This is a genomic window from Clostridioides sp. ES-S-0190-01 (genome assembly GCF_020658275.1).
Classification (GTDB): Bacteria; Bacillota; Clostridia; order Peptostreptococcales; family Peptostreptococcaceae; genus Clostridioides.
Genome location: NZ_JACVWA010000037.1, coordinates 98863 through 122274, shown reverse-complemented (window position 1 = coordinate 122274; position 23412 = coordinate 98863). Strand labels below are relative to the sequence as shown.

General features: G+C 26.3%; 24 protein-coding genes and 1 other annotated feature. Of the genes, 15 read left to right on the top strand and 9 right to left on the bottom strand.

All coding sequences use genetic code 11. From position 1 onward, the window contains the following. Positions 1 to 46: 46 nt before the first annotated feature. The 3 genes from IC214_RS13190 to IC214_RS13180 all read right to left on the bottom strand — a co-directional run bounded on the left by IC214_RS13190 (position 47) and on the right by IC214_RS13180 (position 1724). Positions 47 to 256 carry a helix-turn-helix domain-containing protein gene (locus tag IC214_RS13190; protein WP_227435037.1) on the bottom strand — a complete coding sequence of 70 codons (210 nt, stop codon included), beginning with the start codon at positions 254 to 256 and terminating at the stop codon, positions 47 to 49. Between the two features lie 10 nt (positions 257 to 266). After that, positions 267 to 734, bottom strand: a complete 468-nt coding sequence (locus IC214_RS13185; protein WP_227835979.1) for a DUF2975 domain-containing protein — start codon at positions 732 to 734, stop codon at positions 267 to 269. A 291-nt stretch (positions 735 to 1025) separates the two neighbouring features. Then, positions 1026 to 1724: an alpha/beta hydrolase gene (locus IC214_RS13180; RefSeq protein ID WP_227435042.1), complete on the bottom strand. Its 699-nt coding sequence runs from the start codon at positions 1722 to 1724 to the stop codon at positions 1026 to 1028. A gap of 264 nt (positions 1725 to 1988) precedes the next feature. Here IC214_RS13180 and IC214_RS13175 point away from each other — a divergent pair, with 264 nt between their 5' ends. Further along, positions 1989 to 2546: a TetR/AcrR family transcriptional regulator gene (locus tag IC214_RS13175; RefSeq protein ID WP_227435043.1), complete on the top strand. Its 558-nt coding sequence runs from the start codon at positions 1989 to 1991 to the stop codon at positions 2544 to 2546. A 269-nt stretch (positions 2547 to 2815) separates the two neighbouring features. Here IC214_RS13175 and IC214_RS13170 read toward each other — a convergent pair whose 3' ends face one another. Beyond that, on the bottom strand, positions 2816 to 3295 hold the full coding sequence (locus IC214_RS13170) for a GNAT family N-acetyltransferase (RefSeq protein ID WP_227435044.1): 480 nt from the start codon (positions 3293 to 3295) through the stop codon (positions 2816 to 2818). Positions 3296 to 3599: 304 nt separating this feature from the next. Between IC214_RS13170 and IC214_RS13165 the strand changes: the two genes are divergently transcribed. The 9 genes from IC214_RS13165 to IC214_RS13125 all read left to right on the top strand — a co-directional run bounded on the left by IC214_RS13165 (position 3600) and on the right by IC214_RS13125 (position 13151). Next, positions 3600 to 4358, top strand: a complete 759-nt coding sequence (locus IC214_RS13165; protein ID WP_227823977.1) for an N-acetyltransferase — start codon at positions 3600 to 3602, stop codon at positions 4356 to 4358. A gap of 639 nt (positions 4359 to 4997) precedes the next feature. After that, on the top strand, positions 4998 to 5399 hold the full coding sequence (locus tag IC214_RS13160; RefSeq protein WP_227823976.1) for a hypothetical protein: 402 nt from the start codon (positions 4998 to 5000) through the stop codon (positions 5397 to 5399). A 420-nt stretch (positions 5400 to 5819) separates the two neighbouring features. Next, complete coding sequence (locus tag IC214_RS13155; protein ID WP_227866731.1) at positions 5820 to 6320, top strand: GNAT family N-acetyltransferase; 501 nt, start codon at positions 5820 to 5822, stop codon at positions 6318 to 6320. A gap of 80 nt (positions 6321 to 6400) precedes the next feature. After that, positions 6401 to 6614 (top strand) — a binding site (T-box leader). A gap of 262 nt (positions 6615 to 6876) precedes the next feature. Beyond that, entirely contained in the window at positions 6877 to 7911 is a 1035-nt protein-coding gene (argC, locus tag IC214_RS13150) for an N-acetyl-gamma-glutamyl-phosphate reductase (RefSeq protein ID WP_227435054.1), read from the top strand. A gap of 41 nt (positions 7912 to 7952) precedes the next feature. Then, positions 7953 to 9170, top strand: a complete 1218-nt coding sequence (argJ, locus tag IC214_RS13145; protein WP_227435055.1) for a bifunctional glutamate N-acetyltransferase/amino-acid acetyltransferase ArgJ — start codon at positions 7953 to 7955, stop codon at positions 9168 to 9170. Between the two features lie 13 nt (positions 9171 to 9183). Beyond that, a complete protein-coding gene (gene argB, locus IC214_RS13140; protein WP_227435056.1) occupies positions 9184 to 10044 on the top strand; it encodes an acetylglutamate kinase in 861 nt (286 codons plus the stop codon). Between the two features lie 51 nt (positions 10045 to 10095). Further along, positions 10096 to 11289, top strand: a complete 1194-nt coding sequence (locus IC214_RS13135) for an aspartate aminotransferase family protein (RefSeq protein ID WP_255613184.1) — start codon at positions 10096 to 10098, stop codon at positions 11287 to 11289. Positions 11290 to 11395: 106 nt separating this feature from the next. Then, positions 11396 to 12418: an ornithine carbamoyltransferase gene (gene argF / locus IC214_RS13130; RefSeq protein ID WP_227435057.1), complete on the top strand. Its 1023-nt coding sequence runs from the start codon at positions 11396 to 11398 to the stop codon at positions 12416 to 12418. A gap of 124 nt (positions 12419 to 12542) precedes the next feature. Then, positions 12543 to 13151, top strand: coding sequence for a DUF4878 domain-containing protein (locus IC214_RS13125; RefSeq protein WP_227435058.1), 609 nt, complete (start codon positions 12543 to 12545; stop codon positions 13149 to 13151). Between the two features lie 377 nt (positions 13152 to 13528). On the opposite strand, the gene IC214_RS13120 is transcribed toward IC214_RS13125, so the two are convergent. The 4 genes from IC214_RS13120 to IC214_RS13105 form a co-directional block, all read right to left on the bottom strand. Next, positions 13529 to 14746 carry a M20 family metallo-hydrolase gene (locus IC214_RS13120; RefSeq protein ID WP_227435060.1) on the bottom strand — a complete coding sequence of 406 codons (1218 nt, stop codon included), beginning with the start codon at positions 14744 to 14746 and terminating at the stop codon, positions 13529 to 13531. A gap of 230 nt (positions 14747 to 14976) precedes the next feature. Beyond that, positions 14977 to 15615, bottom strand: a complete 639-nt coding sequence (locus IC214_RS13115) for an ABC-2 transporter permease (RefSeq protein WP_227435062.1) — start codon at positions 15613 to 15615, stop codon at positions 14977 to 14979. Continuing rightward, complete coding sequence (locus tag IC214_RS13110) at positions 15615 to 16478, bottom strand: ABC transporter ATP-binding protein (RefSeq protein WP_227435063.1); 864 nt, start codon at positions 16476 to 16478, stop codon at positions 15615 to 15617. The genes IC214_RS13115 and IC214_RS13110 overlap by 1 nt, the downstream gene beginning before the upstream one ends. Next, positions 16475 to 16849 carry a GntR family transcriptional regulator gene (locus tag IC214_RS13105; protein WP_227435065.1) on the bottom strand — a complete coding sequence of 125 codons (375 nt, stop codon included), beginning with the start codon at positions 16847 to 16849 and terminating at the stop codon, positions 16475 to 16477. Before IC214_RS13105 ends, IC214_RS13110 begins: the two co-directional genes overlap by 4 nt. Before the next feature lie 423 nt (positions 16850 to 17272). On the opposite strand from IC214_RS13105, the gene IC214_RS13100 reads away from it, so the two are divergent. From IC214_RS13100 to IC214_RS13080, 5 genes are all read left to right on the top strand, one after another. Then, the gene (locus IC214_RS13100; RefSeq protein ID WP_227435067.1) at positions 17273 to 17617 is read left to right on the top strand and encodes a replication/maintenance protein RepL; all 345 of its coding nucleotides are present in this window, start codon (positions 17273 to 17275) and stop codon (positions 17615 to 17617) included. A gap of 16 nt (positions 17618 to 17633) precedes the next feature. Beyond that, positions 17634 to 18230 (top strand): hypothetical protein, encoded by a 597-nt coding sequence (locus tag IC214_RS13095; protein WP_227435068.1) that lies wholly within the window; start codon positions 17634 to 17636, stop codon positions 18228 to 18230. A 36-nt stretch (positions 18231 to 18266) separates the two neighbouring features. Next, on the top strand, positions 18267 to 20861 hold the full coding sequence (clpB, locus tag IC214_RS13090) for an ATP-dependent chaperone ClpB (RefSeq protein WP_227435070.1): 2595 nt from the start codon (positions 18267 to 18269) through the stop codon (positions 20859 to 20861). 283 nt (positions 20862 to 21144) lie between these two features. After that, positions 21145 to 21615, top strand: a complete 471-nt coding sequence (locus IC214_RS13085; protein WP_227435071.1) for a methylated-DNA--[protein]-cysteine S-methyltransferase — start codon at positions 21145 to 21147, stop codon at positions 21613 to 21615. 660 nt (positions 21616 to 22275) lie between these two features. Then, positions 22276 to 22416 carry a hypothetical protein gene (locus tag IC214_RS13080; protein ID WP_227435245.1) on the top strand — a complete coding sequence of 47 codons (141 nt, stop codon included), beginning with the start codon at positions 22276 to 22278 and terminating at the stop codon, positions 22414 to 22416. On the opposite strand, the gene IC214_RS13075 is transcribed toward IC214_RS13080, so the two are convergent. Next, the gene (locus IC214_RS13075; protein ID WP_227435072.1) at positions 22413 to 22784 is read right to left on the bottom strand and encodes a helix-turn-helix domain-containing protein; all 372 of its coding nucleotides are present in this window, start codon (positions 22782 to 22784) and stop codon (positions 22413 to 22415) included. The two genes, IC214_RS13080 and IC214_RS13075, sit on opposite strands and share 4 nt — an antisense overlap. Positions 22785 to 23412 lie beyond the last annotated feature (628 nt).

Here is a 23412-nt window from a genome sequence, read left to right as displayed (position 1 = left end):
AAAGCTATAGGTGATAATCAAAAAGAGTGTTTTAGACACTCTTTTCTTAATCATCTTCTACATATTCAAGTATATCACCTGGTTGGCAGTCTAAAGCTTTACAAATTTCATTTAGAGTGGTGAATCTAATAGCTTTTGCTTTACCAGTCTTTAAAATTGATAAATTAGCATTTGTAATATCTATTTTTTCAGCCAAATCTTTAAGTGATATTTTTCTTTTTGCCATCATTACATCTAGATTAACTATAATTGCCATAATATCACCTCTATATCGTTAAATCGTTATCTTCTTTTATCTTTATAGCTTTATTAAATGTTTCAGCAATTACAAAACACATTAGTGAAAAGATAAAAGAGATGACCATAAGTGGTGAAATTCCTCCATTATCAGTTCCAAAAATTCTTATATTGCTGGTATTCAAACTATAACCATTGATACATTCAATTATAGTATTTATCAATAAGCAATATCCCATTATTTTAAATCTCTTAACATTTTCAAGTATAAAAGGTGAGTATTTATTGCTATTAATTATAAAAGTTAGGAATAAAATAACTATGAAATAGTTAGAAAAATACATTATTCTAACTACTAAAATAAATAATTTTTCAAGGTTAAAATCATGTAAAAACATAGGTATCATACACATGAATAGTATACCAGATACACTTAAAATTACTAGTATAAAGTATAGAAATACTGATAGAATATTGTTGAAAATTCTTGTAATCATTAAATACCATCTCCTTAATATAAGTTATATTATTGATTATAATATATAATTTATTGTTTTTCAATAAAAAAATATTGATTAAAATATAAAAATATTATTGTATATATAAATAAGAATATTAAGGTGGTAAGTTTATATGAAAAAGAATATAAGTTCTAAAATGTTGAATAATATTGTGCTAGTTGGAATAATTTTAACTTTATTATCGCTTATTTTAATGATATTAAGGTAAAGTGAATTGATAGAATAATTATTCTAATTTAGAGATAAATAGTAATAATGAAATTATCTTCACTCAAATAAAGTATTTGTCCATTTATTTAATACTTTTAATTGCTCTGGTGTATTAAACCAATGCTCCCCGTTTGCTATAACTGTTAAATTACAATTAAAATGGCGTGTAAATTTCTCTACCACACTTAGTTCTGTAAGTTCGTCATGTTTACCATATAGTATTCTTGTTGTAGTGTTCCATTTAGTAATAGGATGTTTTTTGACATATTGCAGATATTCCCATGAAAGTGTATGACCAAATGAAGTTGGAATAATTAGTTCATGTTTAAGTTGTTCTTCTGATACATTTGCCCAAAGCATCATATTAGAAATAAGTTGTTGCATATCGAGAATTGGAGATACAAAAACACACTCTTCCAGATTCTCATTTTCAAAACTTAACATACTAAACCATGCACCAATACTATTTGCATATAATGCAATTTGATTCCAATTAGATTTTGCATATTTCATTATAGCTAATAACTCTGGAACAACATTCCATGGGTCAAACGAAATGTTTTCTTCTTTACGTTCTCCATGTTTAGGTAAATCAATGCTTAAAACCTGCCATCCATGATTAACAGCGATATTAGCAAAAATTTCGGCTTCTTCTTTATAACCACATTGTCCGTGTATATAAATATACAATTTGTTTGAAGGATTTCCCCAAAGAATTGAAGGAATTCCATGAATTTGAAAATATTTCTTTTCCATAAAAATCTCCCTTCAGTTTAATATATAGTATCTATTGATATATCTATTAAACTATAAAATTATACTGTAATATTCTAATTTAATTATCTATAATACTAATTTAATTAGTTATAATACTAATATAGTTAGTATTATATTAAACTAAAATTAAATTGTCAACATTGCACTCAATATAAAGTTTTTTATAAGTCTTAATTGTTGACGAAGCTAATTAGATTAGTTAAACTAATAAAGTAATTAATTTTAGTTGAGAGAGGTATAATCATGCGTGTTAGTAGAGATATAGTAATACAGGTAGCATCTGATATAGCTGATAAAGATGGGCTTAACAAGCTTTCTTTAAAAGTTGTTGCAGAAAAACTAAGTATACGTACACCTTCTTTATATAATCATATAGAAAGCTTAGATGATTTGTTGAGAGAGGTTGCTCATAATGGTATGAGGAAAATGAATAAACAGATGGAGAAAGTTGCTATTGGTGATTCTGGAGATACAGCTATAAAGTCTGTAAGTATTGCATATTTTAATTTTATAATTGCTCATCCTGGGGTTTATGAAACAATTCAATGGGCTATTTGGCATGGGAACAAAGAAACATCAGAGATATTTGAAGAATATAAATCGCTATTAGAAAAACTTATTCTTTCTTGTAATTTAAGAACAAAGAATATAGATGAAGTATTAAATTTGTTGATGAGTGTGATTCATGGATATTCAACTTTGCAACTTGGAAAAGCTCTTTTAGATTCAGAAGAAGCCATAAAAAGTCTATCTGACACTGTTGATACTGTACTATTAGGTATTCATAAAAAGTATGACTAAATATATCGCTAAATATTAATGTAAATGATAGAATTAATAATCAACATTACATATATATCAATAAATTATAATATAGTTGATTTAATTAATAGATTGGATTAGAAAATAAGAAGTAAAAAAATAAATATTAATGTCTTTGCTAGAAGATTCTTTCAAAGTATATTACTTAAAACTTAAAGAAAAATAGTGTACTTTAAAAATTTAATCTAAAAGCAAATCAACTTTAAAAACTTTAAGTGGATTTGCTTTTGATATATTTCTTTGTTAAATTAATTTGATATTGATAGTTTCATTGGAGTAAAACGTATACCATTGACAATCTGTTCAGCATTAGTATTTTTAAATCCTAATTTATGGTAAACTTCAACAGCATAAGGGGATGAATTTACAGTTACTTCAGTTAAATCATCTCTGTTTTCAGTACAATACTTTACACCTATAGCCATTAATTTTTTTGCAACACCACATTTGTGATAATTTTTATCTACAAATAACATACATATATGATTTAGGTCTCTGATAGCTAAAACCCCAATTAACTTTTCACAATCAAAACAGCCCCAAAAGAAAATAGATTTTTCTTTGACTTTTTCAATAATAGAGTTATATTCTATAAATTCATGGAATGACTTAATTCCTTCAGCACAATAATCTGGAGACTCAAATTCTTCAAATACATTCCAAATTAAATTCAATGCACTTCTAATATCAGGTTCTTTTAATTCTCTTATTAGGTACTTTTCACACATTATAAACAACACCTCTATTATTAAAAATTTTTCTTATAATTATATACCTTAAATATATTTATTTCAATATAAATTGTTTTATTAAATTTGAATTTAAAGGTGATTAATAAAACAATCCATATATAATATAGTTAGAACATAAAAATTTATTTAATTTTACATATAATTTAATAATGATAAATTTGAAATAATTTAATATAAAATGAAAATATATATGACATATAAGTGTCATATATATAATAGTACAATTAAAGATATAGTATATATATGAAAACTATTTTGTAAAGAGAGAAGGAGAGGTAATATGCAGATTATAGATATAAATTCAAATAATATTGATAATGAACATGTATGTTGTGCAATTACTGAAAAAAAGGGAGAAAACTGTGTTTCTTCTAAAAAATATTGGATGAAAAGTAATTTTGACAAAGGTCTTGTATTTAAAAGATTAGATGAAAGAGGTAAAGTTTTTATAGAATATATACCAGCAGAAAATGCATGGTGTCCTATTACTGCAGATAATTATATGTATATTAATTGTTTCTGGGTATCTGGAAAATTTAAAGGACAAGGATACTCTAATTTATTACTACAAAAATGCATTGATGATGCAAAGTCAAAAGGAAAATATGGGTTAGTTGTACTTTCATCTGAAAAAAAGCTACCATTTTTATCTGATTCTAAGTATTTAAAATATAAAGGATTTTATCTGGCAGATACATCAGAACCAAGTTATGAGTTATTGTATTTTCCATTTACTGATAATGCACCTATTCCATGCTTTAAAGATTGTGTAAAACAAAGTAAATCAAAGGAGAATGGGATAGTTTTATATTACAGTAATCAGTGTCCACATACTGCAAAATATACTCCTATTTTAAAAAAAATTGCGAATGCTAGAGGTGTTGAAGTAAATCTTATAAAATTTGAAACAGCAAAAGAAGCACAAAATGCTCCTGCACCATTTACTACATATAGTCTTTTTTTCAATGGAGAATTTATAACTAATGAGATACTTTCTGAAAAAAAAATTGAAAAATTTTTAGATAGTAAAGGTTTTTAAAACTTAATTAAAATAAGATATAAATTTAAATCTTCTAGTTTTTGTGCAATTTTTAGGTGTTTGTTTGGACATAAATGAGAATATACATTCCATGTTGTTTCAATTTTTTCATGTCATAAATGTTCTGCTATTGTTAGTATATTTATTCACTAGTCAAATTATAATATTTTACAGAATAACTAAACATTGCAACAAGATGGTTGTGTATTGTTTTTAGATATGTTTGACTGTAATTAACTTTTAATAATTAGTTTTGTCACTTTCTTACATGGGAAGGAATAATTTCATTTATTTGAAAATTTCAAAAGAAAGGAAGTAATTTTAAATCTATTGTAAGCTTTTCATTAATAGTAGTATCCTTTGCTGTTGTTTGAGTTCTTCTATATTTATTCTCCATATACTTATATTAACATTATATGTGTATGTATCAATGTTTTTTATATACTATTTGTGCTATCCATTCAACCTAAATGAGTGTGATTTCCACTCTAAATTGTAAAAGCTTCATATAAATCCTATGATATATTTAAGATATTTTTATAATAATTATAAATTTATATTAATAAACAACTGTAAAGGTGAACTTGCTTATAGTATAATAAATTAATATATTATGCAAAGAGTTAAGGAGAGATACTTATGCAGACTTTAGATGTATACATGAAAAAATTATGTCCACAATATCTAATAAAACATAGTGAAATCGTTGATGAAGTAACTGTTGATGTACGTACATCGATAGAATATGGTAGTATAGCCAAATTAGAACATAATATCTCTGTTATTAATGAAAAAGAATATGACTTCCTGCACAGGAATAAACCCATCGCAGTAATTGTTGTCTTATATGGTTTAATAAAAAATCGTAAAAAAATAAAAGATAGGCTTCTATCTATTAGCGATAACAATAGTAAAAAGATAATAATTGTTTGCTCTAGAGGTAGGCTTCGTAGTCCAATTGTTTGGATGTATTCTAGATATTTAAAAATAGATTCTAAAGTATTAATAAATGGAATACACTCTCTAAAAAATAATTCTTAAACTTATAAAAATATAGATCATTCTCGATATTATGCAACTAATTATCACATATATAGTATCAAGCTAGAATGTATATATATTTACACAAATCTATATGTATTCTCACTTGTTGTTCAACTGTGTTGAATTAATAATGATACTTTTATCAGTTAATTTCCATCAATTTTATTTTCAATAATTACAATTGTAAAATTGAGGATGTTGTAGAAATAAAAAAAGATATTGAGTAGTAAAATTTATGATACTAATATACTTTATAGCCTGTTAGAAAATATAGAACTAATAGTACTAATAAATGAAATTTCATGTGATAGATGAGCTTTTATCAGATTAAAAAGAAAATCAGCAGAAAGACGATTGTTGTGTATGATTAAGAATTCTTTGATAACAATTTTAGTCTTTCTCTTAAAAGGAGAAAAAATGATATTAAAAACAGAAAGATTAACTCTAATTCCACTATCACTTCGTCAACTTGAACTTTGGACTTCCAATAATTCAGAATTAGAAAAGGAATTAGAATGCATTTATTGTGCAGAACCAATGACTGGTTTTTTTTATGATATTGTAAAAGGACAATTAAATATTGCTAAAAAAGATGAAAAAAATATATTGTTTTATACATTTTGGTTTATTATGTTAAATGAAAACCGTACAATTATAGGATTAGACGATTTTAAAGATGTGCCAAATTCTTATGGTGAAATTGAGATTGGTTATGGATTAGGTGAGGATTATAAAAAACAAGGATATATGACAGAAGCTATTAAAAAGATATGTAGCTGGGGATTAAGTCAACCAAATGTTTCTTCTGTGATAGCTGAAACTGATGCTTACAATACAGATTCACAAAATGTTTTATTAAGATGTGGTTTTAAGTTATATCGTAACTCGGATACAAAATGGTGGAAATTAACAACCTAGAAAAAATTTCCAAAAATTTATAAATAATATTGACAAACTACTAAAAATAAATTATTATATAAAACAACAAGAAAAGAAATTGAAATCCTATGAAAAAGAAAGTAGCATAAAAGGATTTGATAGAGAGCTAGGGATGGTGGAAGCCTAGTAATGAATTTTATTGTGAATAGAGCTTTGGAGGAAGTTACCAGAATTAGTAGTATGGTAATTGGTGAGTCTCGCCTTAAGAGATTAGAGTGGGTAAGATTATCTTATCAATTAGAGTGGTAACGCGGGTGTATATTCGTCTCTTGGTCTTTGACCAAGAGGCTTTTTTAATTTTAAATATACATTTGCAAATACTTTTTAATTCATAAGAATTATTATAATTGTAATTTTACCAATAAGAGTGGTACCGCGGAAATTCGCCTCTTAGCATTATAATGCTAAGGGGCTTTTTATTGTTAGTTAGATAGTTTTAAACTTATATATTATCAAATGATTATTAAATAATAATATTAATTTAAAAAAATAATTCGAAATATTCTTAAAATAATTATAAAACGGAGGAAATAAAATGAGCAAAATAAAAGCTGGAATTATTGGAGCAACTGGATATGTTGGTGTAGAATTACTAAGATTACTAATAAATCATGAAGGAGTAGAAGTTACAGCTATAGGTTCAAATTCATACATTGGCAAAAACATAGTTGATATATACCCAAGTATAGGTTATGAAAACAGTATGACATGTATAGAAAACGAAAAAGTAATTGATATGTGTGATGTTGTATTTACTGCTCTTCCACATGGTGTAAGTGAAAAGTTTGCAATAAAAGCAATTGAATCTAAAAAGAAAGTCATAGATTTAGGTGCTGATTTCAGAATAAAAGATGAAAAAATATATAGTAAATGGTATGGAGTATCTTTTATAGATACAATTTTGCACAAAAAAGCTGTATATGGATTAAGTGAGATATATCAAGAAGATATAAAAAGTGCTGATATAGTTGCAAATCCAGGATGTTATCCTACTAGTATTTCTTTACCATTGATGCCATTATTAAGTTCTAAATTAATAAAAAATAATAATATAATAATTGATTCTAAATCAGGTCTTACAGGAGCTGGTAGAGAGTTATCAACAAGTAGTCATTTTACAGAAGTTAATGAGAATATAACTGCATATAAAATAGGAAAACATAGACATACTCCAGAAATAGAACAAAATCTAAGTGAAGCGTATAAAGAAGATGTAGATGTAGTTTTTACACCAAATCTAATTCCAGTAAATAGAGGGATACTATCAACTATATACTGCATAAAAGAAGATAATGTATCTATAGGTGATATACATAAAAAATTAACTGATTATTATGAATATAAAAAATTTGTAGAAATACTCCCATTAGATAAGATAACCTCTTTAAAAAATGTTGTATATTCAAATAAATGTGTAATATCAGTACATGAAAATAAAGATACATTAATAATCTGTTCAACTATAGACAACATGATTAAAGGGGCAGCAGGGCAAGCCGTACAAAATATGAATATAATGTTTGGAATTGAGGAGACTACAGGCTTAAAGCATATTGCACCAGCATTTTAGGAATAGAAAAATACTAAACTCATATAATTAGGAGGATAAAAATGGAGATTATAAAAGGTGGAGTTACAGTTCCAGAAGGGTTTGTTGCTTCAGGAATTCACTGTGGCTTAAGAAAAAATAAAGAAAAGAGGGACTTAGCTTTAGTTTATTCAGATATTTTATGTGATGCAGCAGCAGTAGTTACTCAAAATAAAGTTAAAGGAAATCCAGTTTATGTAACACAGGAGCATATTAAAAATGGAAAAGCACAAGCGATTATAGTCAATAGTGCTAATGCTAACACATTTAATGGAAAAGAAGGTCTTATAAACGCATATAAAATGGCTAAATTTACTAGTGAAAAATTAAATATTAAAGAAGATGATGTTTTGGTTGCATCTACTGGTGTTATAGGAAAACCACTAAATATAGATTTAATAGAAAAAAATATGGATGAGTTAGTAAGTAATCTCAGTAAACAAGGTCATATTGGAGCAAGAGAAGCAATTATGACAACTGACATTATAAAGAAAGAAATAGCAGTAGCAATAATGTATGGAGATAAAAAAATAACTATTGGAGGTATGGCAAAAGGTTCAGGAATGATACATCCTAATATGGCAACAACATTGGGATTTATAACGACAGATGCAAATATCGATAGCGTTCTCTTAAAAGAAGCTCTAAAAAGTGCAGTTGATAAAAGTTTTAATAGAGTTAGTGTAGATGGAGATACAAGTACTAATGATATGGTAATGATTTTGGCAAATGGAAAAGCGAAAAATGAGAGAATGGATGAAAAAGATGAACATTATCAAGTATTTTTAAGTGCGCTTACATATGTTTGTATAGAACTTGCTAAACTTGTTGCTAAAGATGGAGAAGGATGTACAAAATTAATTGAATGCTATATAAATGGAGCACTAAGTGAAGAACATGCAGTAAAGTTAGCAAAAACAGTTATATCTTCTTCCTTGGTAAAGACAGCTGTATTTGGAGCTGATGCAAATTGGGGAAGAATATTGTGTGCTTTAGGATATGCGGGTGAAGAAATAGATATGGAAAAAGTAGATATTATTTTTGAAAGCATGAAAGGATATATAGAAGTATGTAAACAGGGAAATGGGTTGGATTTTAATGAAGAAAAAGCGAAAAAAATTCTTGAAGATGATGAAATAAGTATATTAGTAGATTTGAACATGGGAAATGCTAGAGGAAATGCATGGGGATGTGATTTAAGTTATGATTATGTAAGAATAAATGGAAGTTATAGAAACTAGGAGGAAATGCTTAATGATTGATATAGAAAAAGCAAATACACTGATAGAAGCTTTACCATATATAGAAAAGCATCAAGGCAAAACTATTGTAGTTAAGTATGGTGGAAGTGCAATGAAAAAAGATGGTTTAAAAGAGTCTGTTATGGAAGACCTTGTACTTATGAGTTATGTTGGAATAAATATAGTTTTAGTACATGGTGGAGGAGCAGAAATCAATAAAATGCTTGCTAAAGTAGATATAGAAAGTAAATTTGTAAATGGGCTTAGATATACAGATGAAGAAACTATGGAAATTGTAAAAATGGTCTTAGCTGGAAAGGTAAATAAAGACTTAGTAAACAAGATACATACAAAAGGCGGAAGAGCAGTAGGGCTTTGTGGGATAGATAATAATATGATTTTATGTGACCCATATAAAAATTATGAACTAGGATTTGTTGGAGAAATAAAGAAAGTAAATGTTGAACTTATAGAATCTTGCTTGAAATCAGGCTATATTTCAGTAATTGCAACTATTGGAGTAGGAGAAGATGGTGAGACCTATAATATAAATGGAGATACAGCAGCATCAGCTATAGCTAAAGAATTAAATGCAGATAAGCTGATACTTCTTACTGATGTGCCAGGTCTTTTAAGAGATCCAGATGAAGAAAAGTCATTGATAACAGAAGTTATACTAGATGATGTTGATAAGCTATTTGATGAAGGTATAATTACTGGTGGCATGATACCTAAGATACATGGATGTGTAGACGCTTTGAATAATGGGGTAAATAGAGTTCATATTTTAGATGGAAGAGTTCCTCATTCTATAATAACAGAGTTATTTACTGATAGTGGAATAGGCACATTAATAAGAAAAGAAAATGAATAAGAAAATAAGTTAAATATAAAAAAGATTATAACTTAAGTGAGGATGATAAAAATGAAGATAAATAACAATAATATAGTTTCAAAATGGGAGGAATATTTCATAAATACATATAGCCAACCTGATTTTATTATAGATTATGGCGAAGGTAGTTGCTTTTTTGATACTAAAGGCAATAAATATATAGATTTTACAAGCGGATACGGAGTGTCTTCTCTTGGATATAGTAATAATAATTTAAAAACTGCTTTAAAGGAGCAAGTGGATAAATTATTACATACATCAAACTTATATTTCAATGGTCCAGTATTGTCTGTAGGAGAAAAAATAATTAATATAAGTGGATTGGATAAAGTATATTTTTGTAACTCTGGAACAGAAGCAAATGAAACTGCTTTTAAAATAGCAAGAAAGTACAGTAGTGATAAATATGGTGAAGGAAGAGGGACAATCATAAGTTTAAAGGATTCTTTTCATGGTAGAACAATGATGTCTTTGATGGCAACTGGTATGGATAAGTACCATAAATATTTTTATCCACTTCCCGAAGGATTTAAATATGTAGAAAAAAACGATATTGAAGATTTTAAAAATAATATTGATTCAACTGTTTGTGCAGTAATTCTTGAAGCAGTTCAAGGTGAAGGTGGAGTTAATGTTCTTGAAAAAGATTATATTTTAGAACTTGTAAAAATATGTAAAGAAAAAGACATAGCAGTAATATTTGATGAAGTTCAATGTGGCATAGCAAGAACGGGGAAACTTTTTGGATATGAATATTTTGATGTAAAACCAGATATTGTTACAATTGCAAAAGGTTTAGGCGCAGGGATACCAATAGGAGGAGTATTAGTAAATGAAAAATTTTCAAAAGTTTTAGGAAAAGGAGACCAAGGTACAACATTTGGAGGGAATTTATTAGCTATGGTGGCAACTTCTGTTGTGTTAGATGAAATATCTAAAGAAGGATTTTATGAAGATGTGTTAGAAAAAGGAGATTATATAAGAAAATCTATTGAAAATTTTAATAGTACAATCGTAGTAAAGACAAAAGGTATGGGCTTGATGATAGGAATCGAAACTACTATTGAATCTAGCACTATAGAAGAAAAAGCTAGAAAAAAAGGATTACTTATTTTGACTGCTGGAAAGAATGTACTTAGATTTTTACCACCTTTAACTATTAGCTACAAGGAGATAAATGAAGCTCTTGAAATTTTAAAAGATATATTACTAGAAGATAATTAAGTTATTAAAAGATTCATTGTTAGGGTGAGAATTAGAGTAGATAAAAATATATGAAACTAAAAATTTTATAGCATTTAAATAAATTTACAAAAAGGGGAAAATCAATATGAATAATATAAGTTTAAAAGGAAAGAGTTTTTTAACATTAAAGGATTTTACAAAAGAGGAAATTAGATATTTATTAACTTTATCTAGTTATTTAAAAACTAAGAAGAAGGTTGGTATAAAAGGAGATTTATTGCAAGGTAAAAATATAGCATTATTGTTTGAGAAGACATCAACAAGAACTAGATGTTCGTTTGAGGTGGCTGCTCATGATGAAGGTGCTCATGTAACTTATCTAGGACCCAATGACTGCCATATGGGTAAAAAAGAATCTGTATCCGATACAGCAAAAGTTTTAGGAAGATTTTATGATGGTATAGAATTTAGAGGATTTAAACAGGAAACAGTTGAAAGTTTAGCAAAATACTCTGGAGTACCTGTTTGGAATGGCCTTACAGATGAATATCACCCAACTCAAATACTTGCAGATTTTCTAACAGTAATTGAAAATGTAGATAAAGATTTAAATAAAGTTAAATTTGTTTATGTTGGGGATGCTAGAAATAATATGGGTAACTCATTGATGATAGGATGTGCTAAAATGGGAATTCATTTTGTAGCGCTTGCTCCTAAAGAACTTTGGCCAAATGAAAAGTTAGTTGAAGATATGAAAGAAATAGCTAAAAAGTCTAAAGGAGATATATTGTTAACTGAAAATATTGATGATGTAAAGGGTGCTGATGTTATATATACAGATGTATGGGTTTCTATGGGAGAAGAAGAACAATATGAAGCGAGAATAAATCAACTTAAAGATTATCAAGTGAATATGGATATGATAAAGAAAACTGAAAATGAAAATGTTATATTTTTACATTGTCTTCCAGCTTTTCATGATTTAGAAACTAAAGTTGGTCAAGAAATTTATGAAAAGTTTGGATTATCAGAATTAGAGGTTACTGACGAGGTATTTAATTCCAAGTATTCAAAAGTATTTGAAGAGGCAGAAAATAGAATGCATACTATAAAGGCTGTTATGGTTTCTACTATGACTGATGTAAATATGAATAATAATTTAATATAAATATTTTTTAATCTAGATTTATGTTTTGATAAAAGTCATAAATATTCTAAATATATTATTAAAAATCCTCATTATATGTTAAAATAATTTATGTATCAACAAATTAAGAGGGAGGATTTGAGATATGAAAAAAATCATATTACTTTTAACAACTTTTTTATTAGCAATATCTTTGACAGCATGTTCAAGTGCAAAACCAGAAGATACAATCAATAATTTTTTTAGTAGTGCAAAGAAATTTGACTTTGAAGGTATGAACAAAGCTATGGAAAATAATGATGAAAAATATAAGGATATACTAAAAGAATTAGAAACAGAAGACCCAAGTACACAGTATGTTTTAGATTATCTAAAACATAATGCATCTAAAATAACATACACAATAAAAGACAGTGAGATTAAAGATAATAATGCAAAAATTCAAGTAGAGTGTAAGTTTGTAGATTCAACACCATTACTTAAAGAAATAGTGGCTGAAGCATTTACAAAGATGCTTGGCATGAGTTTTTCAGGTCAAGATTTAACAGATGAGAAAACAACTGAAATGTTAGTGTCAATTATGAAAGAAAAGCAAAAAAGTGTTGAAGAAACTTTTGTAACAAAAACTGTAGAGTTTGAATGTACTAAGAAAGATAATAAATGGATAATAAGTTCAGCTAATGATGCACTGGCTGATGTATTATTATCTAATCTTGTTACAGCAGGAGAGGAATTTTCTAACTCTATGAGTTAAGTTGAATATTAAATTGGAACTATAATAAAAAATGAATATATAACATTTATAAGGGATATCAGCTTTGGTATCCTTTATATTTTTAAGGTAAATAGATAAAAATCAATGGAGATATTAAAAATAATTTGAATATTTATTGTCATTATTAGAAAAATATTTACTGTATAATATATATTATTTAAAATGAGATAATTACGAATAGAATGTATAATTATAAGTAAGACATATATCTAATGGAAATGATAGATGTGATATTATTGATGAGAAATCAACTTTTATATAAATAGAATTAGAAGGTAGCAATTAGAGTTAGTTGCTACCTTTTTCATGTTTATTTTCTTTTTTTATACATCAGAATGAAGAGTATTATTGTAAAATTATTTTAGATTAAGATTATCTAGTATTTTTAAAAATATTTTTACTGCAATATCTAAATCATTCACAGTAACATTTTCATTAGGATTATGACTTATGCCTTCAGTACATCTTATAAATACCATGCCTATATCAGTTATATTATCCATTTCTTGAGCATCATGACCAGCGCCACTATAAATATAAAATGGGTTGAGATTTAAATCCACAAAACTTTTTTCTATAACTTTTGTCATTTTATCAGAACATGGTACAGGAACATTTTCAAAAGAGAGTTCACTTGTATAATTAAGTTTTCTATTTTGACATATGCGAGTTATTTCATCAAATATTTTTATTACTGAAGTATCAAGAGTTTCTTGTGAACATGAGCGGACGTCAAGAGTAAAATCAACCCTTTCAGGAACTACATTTGATGATGATGGATAGAAATTCATCTTTCCAACTGTAGCAACTAAATCAGGCGTTATCTTAGCTATATTTTCAATTGATAATACACATTCACAAGCACAACATCCAGCATCAAATCGCATATCCATTGGGAGTGTTCCAGCATGGCCAGATTTGCCATTTACTGATATTTTAAAACTCTTAAATCCTGTAATACTTGAAACAATACCAGCAGGAAGAGCATTGTTTTCTAAGACAGGTCCCTGTTCGATATGGAATTCTAAATAAGCATCAATATCTTTTCTAGGGTGTAAATTTATTAAATTTTTAGTATCAAATCCAAATTTTGTTACAGCTTCTTCAAGCGTGATTCCATTTTCATCAACAGATTTGAGTAGTTCCTCTTTAAAAGTACCAGCAAAAACTTTACTTCCCATTAGAGATGTTTCAAATCTTGTTCCTTCTTCCTCAGCGAATGCAACTAATTTAATATTAAATGGATAAGACTTATTATTATTTATAGATTCTTCAAGTCCAATTAGAGGAACAATTATTCCTAGCATTCCATCAAATATACCTCCACATTTTACACTATCTTGATGAGATGCAACTACTAATGTAGGTGCGTTTAAGAAATTAGATTTATATGTACCTATAATATTTCCAATATCGTCAATTTCAATATCAAGATTCAAATTTTTCATCCAAGAACTTATTAATTCAATCGATTTTTTATGCTCATCAGTTAATATAAGTCTTGTAAGTCCTGTTGTTGTTGAACTTATTTTTCCTAATGTTTGTAAATAATCCATACATCTTTGTCCTAACATGTGTACCCTCCTAAAAATATAATTGTCAACTAAATTTATCAGATAATTATATTATATCAGTATATTTAGAAAATAATAGGATGTTACTGAATAAATAAATAATAAAAAAATAAAAATCCTAGTAGAAATAAATTCATAAAAAACAAAAATACTATCAAATTTTACCCTGATAGTATTTTTATAAAATCTTTTATAAAACCACTTAAATATAAAACTAGTGTTAATATCTTTTACACTTCTTTTTTACAATAAATTTTTGTAGAAATAAAATATGAAATTACAAATAATAAAATCGCAATAAATGGAAGAGAATAAACTAAAGTATTAAGTATAATTTCAATAGAAATACTTGAATTAAATCTTTCCAAAAGACTTTTAAATCCTAATATTGCAGCAGTAGGAAGTAAAAAGCATGCAATCATTAATAAACGAGCTTTTTCTGTACCAAATTTATAAATAAGTGGTAAAATAAGGCTAGCAAAACATACTGAAATTGATAAAATTAATCCTGTAATAACTAAAGTATCATCTAAAACAAGTGTATTTTTAAAATATCCATTAACAATGCTAATAATAAGTGAAAAAAATACACCTATAAAGCTAAATATTAACATAGTTAAATATTTACTTAATACAATAGTGTCACGTTTGATAGGCATTGTAAGTACATAGCTATCCCATTTATTTAAATCATCATATGAAAATGTTGAAACAATCATTGTTGTACATAAAACTATAATAACACCTATAAAACTACTGTTATTTCCATCTCCAACAGAAGAGATATATCCAAATACAATCATAAATAAAATTAGAAATTTTATATTGCTTTTTAAATTAAGTAAGTCTTTTAAAATTAGTCCCTTCATTATTTATCACCTCTTACATAAAATAACATAATTTCTTCAATTGATGTATTATCAACTATAAGGTTTGGATGTTTTGTAATAAATTTATACTTATCTTTAAGTAGTACTTCATATCCAAACTGGCTTTTACGATAATATAAATAATCTTCATTTGTAAGTTTAGCAAAATCATTAGAATTACATTTTAAGATACCCATAGTATCGATTAATTCATCTTTGCTTTCGCTAAATACAATTTTCCCCTTATGTATAAATGTAATATAATCTGCTATTTTGTCTAAATCACTTGTAATATGTGAAGATAAAATAATAGAATGTTCTTCATCTTGTATAAAATCTAAGAATATATCCAATATTTCTTCTCTTACAATAGGGTCAAGTGAACTAGTTGCTTCATCTAATATTAATAACTTTGGTTTATGAGATAAAGCTACAGCAATACTAAGTTTCATTTTATTACCTTTTGAAAATTCTTTAATTAGTTTATTATTTGGAACTCTTAGTTGTTTTAAATATTCTTTAAATAGTCTATCATCCCAGTTTTTATAGATATGGCTCATAATTTTTGAGATATTATTTGTATTTAAATTCTCATGAAAGTTGCTTCCTTCAAATACGACACCAATTTGTTCTTTGATTTCTTTTTCATTTTTTATGTTATCAAGGCCAAAGATTTCAATATTTCCACTATCATAAGATATTAAATTTAAAATTGATTTTAGTGTAGTAGTTTTTCCTGCACCATTTTCACCTACAAATCCCATTATAGAGCCTTTTGGTACTGAAAAAGATACATCTTGTAATGCAAAATTTTTGTAAACTTTGTTTAGGTTTTTTATAGTTATTGCGTCCATAATTATCATTCTCCCTTATATAATAAAAGTAAAATATCTTGTAACTCATTATATGTAATGCCACTACTTTGAGCTGTATCAACTGCTTTTTGTAGGTATTCTTCGATTAAACGAAGTTGTTCTTCTTTAACAAAATCCATATTTTTTCCAGATACGAAACTACCTTTACCAGTAACTGTTTCAATAAATCCATCATGTTCTAAATCACTATATGCTCGTTTTGTAGTAATTACACTTATTCTAAGTTCTTTTGCTAATAATCTCATACTTGGAAGAGCAGTACCTTCTGGCAACTCTCCACTTATAATCATACTTTTAATTTGTGTAGTAATTTGTTCGTATATTGGCTTGCCACTTGAATTACTAATAACTATATTCAATTAAACACCTCCTTAAATTGTATATATAGCATATATACATTATATAAATATATATATACTATGTCAAGTAAACTTACAAAAAAATAATTGGAAATATTATGTGTTTAGTGGTTTTACTCTGTAGAAAAGATTATTTTACTGAGCATATTAAAATTTTTAAAAAAAATTTACAAATATTATTCAAAAATCTTACCAATAAATTGAAAATACTGATTTTAAAAAACAATAAAGTTTAGCTTATAGATAAACAAAAGTTTAGTTTATAGATAAACTTTTGTTATTTTTGTTTTTGACATACATATTTTTTTGTAATATATTTATATTATCAATTAGAGATAAGGAGAGTGAGAAGAGATATTTAATTTAGATAAGGCATTAAAAAAAGATTTAAATCAAGAATACACAGAAAGTAGAAATTTGGTTATGAACAAAAGTAAATATATGAATGTTTGCTTTAAAAATTATATCAAAGTGGCAGAAGGAATGTATACTAAAAGAGATTTAATTCCAATAAAATTAATAAATTCTATGGATAAAAATAATAAGATTAGGAAAACACTACATGAATTATCTTGCGAATTTGAATATCCAAAGACTTCCTTGTCTTCATTGTTTACAGAACTAAAAAAATTAGATTTTTTACAGAAAGTAAAAAATGGTGAGTATATGATAAATCCACATATAGCATATAAAGGAAATAAAGCTGATAAAGAAAGTTTACTAGAAGAATATAATCAGATAAAAAGACCTAATAAGGTTAGTAAATAAGGAAGAAGGTTTTTATATGAGTTTAAAACTTGATAGAAATGTTCTACAGTGGTTTGATTATGTATTTGAAAATGAAGAAACTAGTTTGAGATATTATAATTTTGAATGTACATTAAAAGAGATTAGCCCCACTAGTTTAAACAGAGTAGCATTTATATTAGAAAAAAATAATTCTGAATACTGGAAGTTGTATTTTGAAATACCAGCTGAAGTTACTTTGAAACTTAAACAAAACATTCATCCTTTATTTAGAGAGTATATATATGAACAAATATCACTGTATAACGATAATCAAATTTACAATTTTGTAAATTCAAATTTATTAAAAGTGTTTAATAATATTGCAATTTACCAATATAATCTTTTAGAAAATCTATATACTATTGATTTTAGAAAGAGTTTTATAGATAAGTGCCAATATTTGTTAATAGGTGAAAAAAGACTTATAGATGAAGATTTATATCTAAGAGCAAAATCAAAAGAAGTGTTTGATTTTTTTAATTCAGATGGAACCTTTAATCTGACATTAAGTTTTGACATACAAAAAAATGAAAGTTTGCTTGATAGTCTTTTAGAGCTTAGAAAATCAATAATCATAAATGAGAGAATTTAATTTATTTGGATATAATATTAAAATGGAGGGATTTATATGGACGTAGAAAAAATGACTTTAAGAGTTCAAAAAAGTTTAAATGAGGCTTATAATGAAGCAGTAAAAAATCATAACCAACAAGTAGATGTAATTCATCTTTTTTCAGCACTTATTAATCAAGAAGATGGATTAATACCAAATATAGTAGAAAAGATGAATATATCAATAGATTCTTTAAGAAATACTGTAAACTTTGAAATGGATAAACTTCCAAAAGTATATGGAGAAGGAGCAGATTCACAAGGAGTGTCAGCTACTAGAAAAATAAATGAAGTACTTATAAAAGCAGAAAGTATTTCTAAAGAATTTAAAGATTCATATATAAGTGTTGAACATGTTATGCTTGCAATGATGGAAACAGAATCAAAATCAGTTGTTGGTAAAATATTGAAACAATATAATATAAATAAAAATGATTTTTTAAATGTTTTATCACAAGTTAGAGGTAGTCAAAGGGTAGAAACACAAGACCCAGAAGGAACATATGATGCACTTGCTAGATATGGAACAAATTTAGTAGATTTAGCTAAAAAAAATAAATTAGATCCTGTAATTGGAAGAGATGAAGAAATAAGAAGAATTATAAGAATTTTATCAAGAAGAACAAAAAATAACCCTGTATTAATTGGTGAACCAGGTGTAGGTAAAACTGCGATAGTTGAAGGCTTAGCAGAGAGAATAGTAAGAGGAGATGTACCAGAAGGATTAAAAGATAAAATAGTATTTTCTCTTGATATGGGCGCATTGATTGCTGGTGCAAAATATAGAGGAGAATTTGAAGAAAGATTAAAGGCTGTCTTAAAAGAAGTTCAAAGTTCTGATGGAAAAATCATTCTATTTATAGATGAGATTCATACTATAGTTGGTGCTGGTAAAACAGAAGGCTCAATGGATGCAGGTAACCTGATTAAGCCTATGCTTGCAAGAGGAGAGTTAAATTGTATTGGTGCAACTACTTTTGATGAGTACAGAAAATATATAGAAAAAGATAAAGCCCTTGAAAGACGTTTCCAACCTGTAATTGCAGAAGAACCTACTGTTGAAGATACAATATCTATACTTAGAGGACTTAAAGAAAGATTTGAGATACATCATGGAGTAAGAATTCATGATAATGCTATTGTAGCAGCAGCAAAACTTTCTCATAGATATATACAAGATAGATTTTTACCAGATAAAGCAATAGATTTAATAGATGAAGCTGGAGCTATGATTCGTAGTGAAATAGATTCATTGCCAACAGAATTAGATGTGGTTAGAAGAAAATTATTTACACTAGAAACTGAGAGAGAAGCTTTGCTTAAAGAAAATGATGATAAGAGTAAGACAAGATTAGAAGATATTCAAAAGGAAATAGCAGAGTTAAAATCTAAAAATGATGAAATGACTGCTAAATATGAAAAAGAGAAGAGTCAAATACTAGATATCAAAAATTTAAAATCTCAATTAGATGAAGCTAAAGGAAAAGCTGAAAAGTACGAAAGAGAATATGATTTTAACAAAGCAGCAGAGGTTAAATATGGTGAAATACCTAAATTAGAAGAGCAAATAAAGAAATATGAAGAAAGTATGAATGATGGTTCTGAAAACTCACTTTTAAAAGAAGAAGTTACAGAAGAAGAAATATCTAATATTGTATCAAAGTGGACAGGTATACCAGTAACTAAATTAGTCGAAGGTGAAAGAGAAAAGCTACTTAAGCTAGAAGATGAACTTCATGAGAGAGTTATTGGACAGAATGAAGCTGTTACAGCAGTTTCAAATGCAGTAATACGTGCAAGAGCTGGCCTAAAAGATGAAAGAAAACCAATTGGTTCATTTATATTCTTAGGGCCTACAGGAGTTGGAAAAACTGAACTTGCAAAAACTCTTGCTAGAAATTTATTTGATAGTGAAGACAATATAATTAGAATTGACATGTCTGAATATATGGAAAAACATGCTGTATCAAGATTAGTAGGACCTCCTCCAGGATATGTAGGATATGAAGAGGGCGGACAACTTACAGAAGCAGTTAGACGTGCACCTTATTCTGTAATATTATTTGATGAGATAGAAAAAGCACATGAAGATGTATTTAATATGTTTTTACAAATATTAGATGATGGTAGACTTACTGATAATAAAGGTAAGACTGTAGACTTCAAAAATACTCTTATAATAATGACCTCTAATATAGGAAGTAATTATTTATTAGAAGCAGGTGGAAATATAACAGATACTACTAACAGTCTTGTAATGAATGAGATGAAGCATAGATTTAAACCTGAATTTCTAAATAGAGTAGATGATATTATAATGTTTAAACCTTTAGACCAAGATAATATCAAGAAAATTATAGACATATTTATGGAAGATTTAAAAAATAGATTAAAAGAAAAAGATATTTCTATTGAGGTTACAGATTCAGCTAAAGATGTAATGGTGAGAGAAGGTTATGACCCTGTGTATGGTGCAAGACCTCTTAAGAGATATATAGGAAATACATTAGAAACTATAATTGCAAGAAAACTTATTGCTGGAGATATATATAATGGATGTACTATAGTTATAGATGGGCAAGATGAAAATATTGAAGTTTTAGTTAAGTAATAAAAAGTCAGTAGAGCAAAATGTATGGTTTGATACATCATGCTCTACTGACTTTCTTGTTCATTAATGTTAATTAATTTATATATTTATGATTTTAATAAGGAAGATATAATTAGTTTTATTATTTATATAATATAGGGTATTAATTGATTTTATATAAAACAAATATTTTTAAACAGAGTAAAGTTTTTTTATTAAAAGTTGATAAAATATATGATATAAATAAGTAAAACTATTAATCATAACTGAAGATAAAAATAAATATGGAAGGATATAGTGCTCAATGAAAAATATATTTTACTATGAAACTAAAATTGGGAAAATAGGAATATCAGAAGAAAATAATTACATTACAGATTTATTCTTTGGGATACAAGAATTATCTTGTGAAAAATATACAGTTAAAGAGACTAAAATTATAAAAGATGCAAATAAACAACTAAGTGAATATCTAAATGGTGATAGAAAAAAATTTGATTTACCATTACATCCATCAGGAAGTGAGTTTAGTAAACAAGTGTGGAGTGAACTTTGTAAAATTCCATATGGAGAAACAAGAACTTATCTAGAATTAGCGAATACAATCAATAGACCTAAATCATATAGAGCAGTGGGGTTGGCCAATAGTAAAAATCCTATTTCTATTTTTATACCTTGCCATAGGCTTATTGGTTCTAATGGAAGTTTAAGAGGTTATTTGGGCGGAATAAAAACAAAGGATTATTTATTAAAACTGGAAAGTGAAAATAAATAATAGAATTATATAGTAAGTACATATTGAAAAGATAATACTTATAATGAAAATTAACTTTATTTTCATTAATAATTAAGTTCCAATAATTAAGTTATGAAAACTTAAACTCTCAATAATAAAAATAGTTTCAAGCTAAATAAATTTTACTACACAAATATAAAGTGAATAACATAAATAAAAGATAAATAGTATTTTGTGAGAAAAATTTGAAGTGTAGTCAGGTAAATCTAGCCTCTTTAGAAAGTGGATTTTAATTATGTTTATAAATGGTAAAAAAATACTGATAATGATAGTTAGTAAACTATAATTATCAGTATTTTTTATACTTTATCAAGTACTAAAAAGTAGATTAAATAAACATAAAAATTTATATATTTATACAAAATTTTATAATAAGAATTATCTTAAAAAATATATAAAAACATAAAAAATATACAAAATTCTACAATAATAGATTTTTTTGTTATAATTACGAGTTTTTTATTGCATCTGTAGAATAAAAGTATTATTATATAGTTAAGATAATTATCCAAGAAAATTTTGGATAAGAGAAAAATATTTTATGAAATGAAAAAATCATAATTACATAATTTTTATTAAAAATTTGTTGGGAATCTTTGAATAAAATTAAGAACATAGGTTCGCTGGGGGATGGTGTATGTGGAAAAATCAAATACTACTATTATAAGAAAGGAAAAAATTAAAGACACAGGAATTAAATTAGATTTTTTATTGAGTGTAGATATTGATTTTTATGAACTGTTATTAGAAATATTGGAAAAAGTAAAAGAAGAGAACTAATTCTCTTCTTTTAAAAATCTCTTTATATAAGCATTATCAATCATTTTTTCTATAGCCTCTCTATCTTCTTCTTCAAGTGAATATATCTTTTCTAAAAGCTGCTTTGTTTTTTCACTAACTGATAAACTTTCTATTATTAATTTGTCTTCTCTATTTATTTTTGTATTTTCATTTATACCTAATAAATAATCTGTAGATGTCTTCAGTGATTTTGCTAATCTTACTATTATTTCACTTTTAGGTTCTCGCAGATTATTTTCATAACGTGATAAACTAGCTTCAGTTATACCAACTTTAGTAGCAAGTTCCTTTTGATTTATATTCAACTCTTTTCTTAGCTTTGCTATTCTATCTCCTAAACTTTCCATATGTACATCACTCCTTACCGAAATTATAAGTTATTTTGCTGAAAAGTAAAATAAAATTACCAAAAATATATAAAAAAAGAAAAAAGATAAGAAAAAAGATTGATAATTACCGTTTGTATATATATAATATAAATTATACAAATGGTAATTTATGGAAGGGTGATATGTTGAATGGAAACAAATCAAAATTAAAAATGATGCTATAAAAAAAATAATGAAATTATTAAAAATAAATCCTATAATACATTTATTTGAAGAAAATATAAAAATAAGTTTATAGAAAAGAGATATATATGTTGTAAAATATTGAGTTTTGATATAAATGATTTAATATACAAATGATTTGAATAAAAATTTTTATTAATACAATTACCAAATGTATAAATCAACATGGAAAGGGTGGTAAGGATAAGTTTTACTAAGTGAAATAGATTGTATAATGATGTTGGAATAATCAACAAATGATTTATTATGGAAATAAAAAAGAGAACTAATTAGCAAGGCTTTTAGGATTAAAGAAACTCTCAAAAGAGAAAGATGGTATATAAATATGTAATGGTAAAAGTTTTAATTATGTCAAAATAGTATATAACAAGGAAATGACTTAAAAATAAATTAAATATATTGG